Origin of the sequence: Flavobacterium sp. (assembly GCF_031363805.1) — a bacterium.
In the GTDB taxonomy this organism is placed as follows: Bacteria; Bacteroidota; Bacteroidia; order Flavobacteriales; family Flavobacteriaceae; genus Flavobacterium.
The window spans coordinates 1-5,980 of sequence record NZ_JANLVD010000250.1 but is presented as its reverse complement, the minus strand read 5'-3'; the positions used below and the strand labels follow the sequence as shown (position 1 = coordinate 5,980).

General features: G+C 30.1%; 6 protein-coding genes. 1 reads left to right on the top strand and 5 read right to left on the bottom strand.

Annotated features, from left to right (window positions below; genetic code table 11):
* Positions 1–76 precede the first annotated feature (76 nt).
* From RMN92_RS13025 to RMN92_RS13005, 5 genes are all read right to left on the bottom strand, one after another.
* Entirely contained in the window at positions 77–1,477 is a 1,401-nt protein-coding gene (locus tag RMN92_RS13025) for a Sau3AI family type II restriction endonuclease (protein ID WP_309609872.1), read from the bottom strand.
* The gene (gene dcm / locus RMN92_RS13020; RefSeq protein WP_309609871.1) at positions 1,461–2,747 is read right to left on the bottom strand and encodes a DNA (cytosine-5-)-methyltransferase; all 1,287 of its coding nucleotides are present in this window, start codon (positions 2,745–2,747) and stop codon (positions 1,461–1,463) included. Before dcm ends, RMN92_RS13025 begins: the two co-directional genes overlap by 17 nt.
* Complete coding sequence (locus RMN92_RS13015) at positions 2,737–3,045, bottom strand: helix-turn-helix transcriptional regulator (protein WP_309609870.1); 309 nt, start codon at positions 3,043–3,045, stop codon at positions 2,737–2,739. The genes dcm and RMN92_RS13015 overlap by 11 nt, the downstream gene beginning before the upstream one ends.
* A 214-nt stretch (positions 3,046–3,259) precedes the next feature.
* A complete protein-coding gene (locus RMN92_RS13010) occupies positions 3,260–4,297 on the bottom strand; it encodes a site-specific integrase (RefSeq protein ID WP_309609869.1) in 1,038 nt (345 codons plus the stop codon).
* A 505-nt stretch (positions 4,298–4,802) separates the two neighbouring features.
* Positions 4,803–5,597: a DUF2797 domain-containing protein gene (locus tag RMN92_RS13005; protein ID WP_309609868.1), complete on the bottom strand. Its 795-nt coding sequence runs from the start codon at positions 5,595–5,597 to the stop codon at positions 4,803–4,805.
* 135 nt (positions 5,598–5,732) lie between these two features.
* On the opposite strand from RMN92_RS13005, the gene RMN92_RS13000 reads away from it, so the two are divergent.
* A partial coding sequence (locus RMN92_RS13000; RefSeq protein ID WP_309609867.1) for a GH3 auxin-responsive promoter family protein occupies positions 5,733–5,980 on the top strand: 248 nt, incomplete at its 3' end.

The window sequence follows — 5,980 nt, the reverse complement described above, 5'->3', positions numbered from 1 at the left end:
CACAAAAGTACAAAACAATGTGTAAAGTCAAGACCAAAACCCCAATTTTTGCAAACCGCTGTTGTGTGAAGTGCCATTATTTATGATAAATTTCATTTTTAACATAAGTATTATTTAGCCAAAAACAATGCTTTGTGTATTCATTTTGTTTAGTTAACTTATCTTTTTTCGGCAATTCAAAAGTATCAGAAGCATCTTTTGCGTGAGGACGAACGTGAGAAATTGAACTAAATTTCTTGCCGGGAAAATTCGTGAAACGAATTTCCTTGCCTTTTTTATTAGTTTTTATTTCTTTTACGATTTCGCCTTTTGCAATAATTTGTTTTGTTTTCGTCCAAACTTTTTCAACTTCGATTAAGTCCAAATATGGCATATTCCAAAATTTAACTTTTCTTAAAATAAGTTTTTCGTTCTCAAATTGAAAGAATACAAATAGAAATTTATGTTCTAAAATGTCTTTAAAATCAGAATCTTCCCATTCTTGATTAACAATTTCTTCGTACTTAAAATTTGGAAAAGAAATGTCTTCTTTCGGCAAATCATTTTCTTTTAAACGAACAGTTTTTACAATAATTTCTGCTTTTTGAAACTCTTCAATTTCTTTGTCTAAAGAAATACCAAGTATAGCTTTTGTTAAATTTGCGTAAAAGCTTTTGGCTTTTGAATTAATTTTTAAATCTAATATTTTTACTATTTCTTGTTCGGATTTTCCATAAAATGGTTGGAATTTAGAAATTACAATTTCTTCAATTGTTTGTTTTTTAGCAACTTGAATATTAGGAATTATTTTTCCATAGATTTCTTTGCTTTCATTTGCAATTGAAGCAATTATATGATTTACATAACCTTGCTTAAATGAGTATGCTCTTTGTTTTGCTGGAATTTCACTAAATGGTTGTTTTCTTACCGATTGTGCATTTGCACCTTTCGTGCAAGCACCAAGATAAAATGTATCGCCTTCAGAAAGTTCGTGAGCTTTTCCTTCAGCAATTTTTTTATTAATTGTTTGCCAATCTTTTTTGATTATTTCCAAATCTGTTGATGGGAAACTCCATTCATCAACGATTTTTATCAAATAATCTAAAATATCAATACCCGATTGATGTAAATAGAAAACTAAAAGAATACTTGCATTCTTTTTGAAGAAATCACTATTTTCAAAATTCTGATTAACAACATTAACGTAGTTAATGATGTTTAATACTAATCGCTCTTTTGAGCGAAATTCAGCATTTTTAAGTTTTTTAAGAGGTGATGACTTTAATTCTAATTTAGCAATTGGAAAATCAGGTTCAGAGTCGGAGTTTGGTTTATATAAAAAATAAAACTCTTCTAAAATTTGTCCAAAATGCCCTTTTCCTTTTCTGTCATTCTTTATTAAGTCAGCATTACAAACTTGACGTAAAGATTTATCTTTTAACTTTTTTGCATACTCAATTATTGAGTTTTTATCATTTTGATTATATGGTAACTTCATTATTTATTTTTTGAGTTAATGCAACACCAATTTTTTCAATTACTCCAACAACCAAAGCATTTCCCATAAAAAAAGCACGTTTTGTGTCGGTAACTCTGTCAAATTTTGTGTGATTATCTGGAAACATATTTAATCGTTCAAGTTCAACTGGAGATAATCTTCGATAACCTTTTGCTGTTTTGATAACGTGTTTAAATCTCGATGCAGATTTTCCTCCTTCGCCCGTTATAATTGTTCTTGAAGGTTTATCTAATGGATCAGGAAAAATCATTCCGCCTTCGCTATAATTGTACTCAAAGCCTTGAGAATTTTTTCTCATTTCTTTTTTTGCACCTTTAAGATAAAACCATTTATCCAAATCTTCTTCGTTAATGTAGAATTCTTCGGTTACTTCTCCGTTTTGAATTATGTCTTTTAAGATTGTGAATTTATCTTCATAACTTGGCTTTGTTTTGATAGTTGTTACAATTCCATCAATCATAATTCCTGTGTTTTCAAACATTCCTGTTTTTCCATTTTTGTTGAAATTTTCTGAAATTTCAACAATATCTCCATTTAGTTTGAATTCAATTGGAAACAAAGTGTTTTCAGATTGAACAGGAAAAGCGTTCGCTAAAGTTCCATCTTTAAGCAACCAATCTGTTGAATTAGTTTCTTTTATTTCGTTATAAATTGTTGAATTTCGGGAATATGCCAAAATGAAAATTCTTCTTCTTCTTTGTGGCATTCCATATTCAGCAGCGTTTACAACTCGCCATTCAACTGCGTAACCTAAATCATTTAAACTCTTTAGAATAATTGCAAAATCTCTTCCACGTTGTCCTGATGGTGAAATTAAAAGTCTGTCAACATTTTCTAAAAACAAATATTTTGGTTTGTTTTCTTTTTCGCTTAATATTTTATGAATTGACCACCACAAAACACCTTTCTTTCCAATTAATCCTTTTGAATTTTTTAGCGTTGTAGCAACGGAATAATCTTGACAAGGAAAACCTCCAACTAACAAGTCGTGATCTGGGATTTCAGCTATTTCAACAGTTGAAATGTCCTTATTTGAATGATTTTTTTTGTCCCAACGAGATTCATAAACCATTGATGCGTGTTGAACTTTGGTTGATGGTTCCCATTGATTGCTCCAAACTATTTCATAAGGACTTTCAAAATTTTCTTTGTAATTTGATGATGCAGATTTGTTATTCCAACCTTCTAAACCAAGGCGAAATCCACCAACTCCTGCGAATAATTCTACAACTTTTATTTTATCTTCCATCGTGAATAGTTTTTAAGTAAATTGCTTTTTCTTCTGCTACTTTTAGAACTTCTCCGATATTTTCCTCGTAAAAAATTGTATTTGCGATTTTATCGCTCAACCAACTTGTAACTAAATTGTTTTTGTCCAAATTATAATATTCAGCAAATTTTTCAACTTGTTCTTTTGTTGGTTTTCTTTCTCCACGCTCAAATTTACTAACAATGGCTTGATCGATTTCAAGTGCTGATGCGACTTGCCTTAATAAAAGTCCTTTGCCTTCTCTTTCGTTTTTTATAATATCTCCAAATGTTTCCATAAGACAAAATTTGTTTTGACAAAAATAGTCAAATTAATTTTAGAAACAATTTTTTTAAAGATTATTTTATTAGATGTAGTTTTTTCAGCGTCTCGCAAGGCATTTCACACAACTTATATATATGTATGATAAAATTATATATATCCACCTATATTTGGTTAGATATGTATGATAATGTCATACTTTATTTAAAATCAAATATAGGGAAAAAACTTTATAGATCATCAAATGGGCTTTTTATTTGTTGTAAGTTTTTAGTACTTACATGAGTGTATATTTCTGTTGTTTTACTGCTACTGTGTCCCAGAAGTTCTTGAATGTATCTTAAATCGGTTCCGCTTTCTAGCAAATGAGTGGCATAACTGTGCCTTAACCAGTGTAATGTAACAGGTTTCATTATTTTTGATTTTTGCAGGGCTTGTTTGAGTACACTTTGTAAACTTTGTTCTGAATATTGGGTTCCTGCTTCTTGCCCTTCAAACAGCCACTTTTTTGGTTTGTATAATATGTAGTAAGCTCTTAATAATTCAAGAATTTTGGGCGATAATGGTGTAATTCTGTCTTTTTTGCCTTTTGATTGTCTTATAATTACAATATTTCTTTTGGAATCAATATCGGTAGGTTTTAAATGTAATAATTCACTTCTTCTTAAACCGCAGCTATAAATCATTGCTAACATGGTTTTGTGTTTGGCGTTGGTATGTGTTGTAAGTATTAATTTTACTTCTTCCTTACTCAAAACATTTGGTAATATTTTTTCACGTTTTGGTCGATGAATTTTTTCGATAGCTATAACTTGATTTTGAATGGTGTTAAAATACAATTTTATAGCATTCACAATTTGGTTTTGATAAGATGAGGACAGCTTATTCTCTAGAATATAATTATTATTGTACAAAATAACATCTTCATTTGTAATCTCAAACACAGATTTGTTGTTGAAAAAAGTTAAAAAAGACTTCAAAGCTTCAGTGTAGGTTTTGATTGTATTATTGCTATATCTTTTGGATTGCAACCAGTATTTGAACTTTTCTAATTGCTCAATTCCTTCTAATGATGGCAATGGTGTAGGTGCAATTTTAAACCGAATTCTATTGTCTAAAGTATCTGGTACATGCCAAAATTGCTTGCTTTGACTCCATACCGATCTTTCTACTTTTTTTATTCTCTCTATTAACTCATTATTTTTTTCAAAAAACACGGCTATTCGATTTTCATTTTTGTGTTTTATCAGTTTTGCATTCCATTTCATAGGCGTGTACTTATTTTAAGGTTTTATAACTATTTTTTTGGCTTTTATGTGATGTTGTCTAAATAAAGAAACGAGTTTATTTGACAACTAAAGTAGGCAAAAAAAAGTTTGTGTGTACAGAATGCAATTCTGCAGTAACGATTACGACAGCTATTCAAGGGGTTTGATGATATGCCTGATGTTCAGGGAAGCTATTCAAGTACTTAAATAGCGCTATTTGGTATTAAATACTTAATATTTATAGACAATAGTGTAAGATTTATCCTTCCTTCAAATGACGAGCCTCGTGAATAAATATTCCAATGAATTGAGGTATAAAATGCTATAATTAAAGGTTTGATAGAATTTGAAATGTTGAATTGTAGCCCCGATTGTAGTGGAAATCCTTTTATTATACCTGACAGGTATAATAAAAGATTGCAACGAAAAGCGGGAATAATGTTGAAGGGAAGCGGGAATGTGGTGCTCCTGTAAAAAATTATTTTCTTTCTTCTAGCGTTTGGGGTCACAAATCTATACGAACCACATAACCCTCAAAGGTTCTAACATTGAAAACGGTACCGTCTTCAAAAATTAAATATTGCCCTTTTATTCCTGTAAGCTTTCCTGAAAATTGGGGCGTTTTATCCAAATTTAAACTCGAAACTTTTTTCGGATATTCCAACACTGGAAAATACATTTCGGTTAAATCATGTCTATCAATATCAAAAAATTCTTGGGCTTCTTTTGGAATTATGTACCTTAAACTTGCTTTTTCTTTAATCAAATCTGCGTCAATATATTCGTTTTTTAGCATTTTCTGCCAATTGGTCTTATCAGAATATAATTTTTTTAAAGCTACTTCTGTTATACCTGCCAAGTATCGGTTTGGTACTTCAACTATTGGAATGGCTTTTACGGCACCTTGATCTATCCAACGCGTTGGAACTTGTGTATTTCTAGTAACTCCAACTTTTACCTCGCTCGACAAAGCCAAATATACAATGTGTGGTTGTAGTTGTACTCTTTTTTCATACGCTAAATCTCGATCTTCAATATCCAAATGGGCAGTACTTAATTCTGGTTTCATGATCCAATCGCCAGCTGCAGCACTTGACATAAAACAGTCGTAACAAAATCCTTGACGAAAAATTTTCTTTTTTTTATGGCAATTCAAACATTGGTATCCCAAAAAGGAAACACTTAAATTTTTGCCCAATAATTGATTTACATTCAAAAAGCTATCTTCAAAAATTAAATAATATTGAATTGGATTTCCTATTTCAGTTTGCATTTTGGTCAGTACGCCTTCGTATTGCATAAATTTTAGATATTAGATTTTAGATATTAAATATGAATATCTATACAAATTTACTATTTTTGGTTAATTGTAAATTTAAGATTTGTTTTTAAAATACAGCATCATATATCAAAAATCTAATATCAAAAATCAATAATGGCATTACCAATCATAAATTCTATTGCATCGTGGGTTTTAAAACAACGAATTCATCAAATCGAGTTGTTTTTAAAATATCCAAATGAAGTACAAGAAGAGTTGATGATCAATTTATTAAGACTTTCTGAATATACTATTATTGGAAAAAAATACGGTTTCGAATCCATACATTCTTACGCGACTTTTCAAGAGCGAATTCCTATTTCAAGATATGAGGATTTTGAACCATTAATTGAAAGAACCCG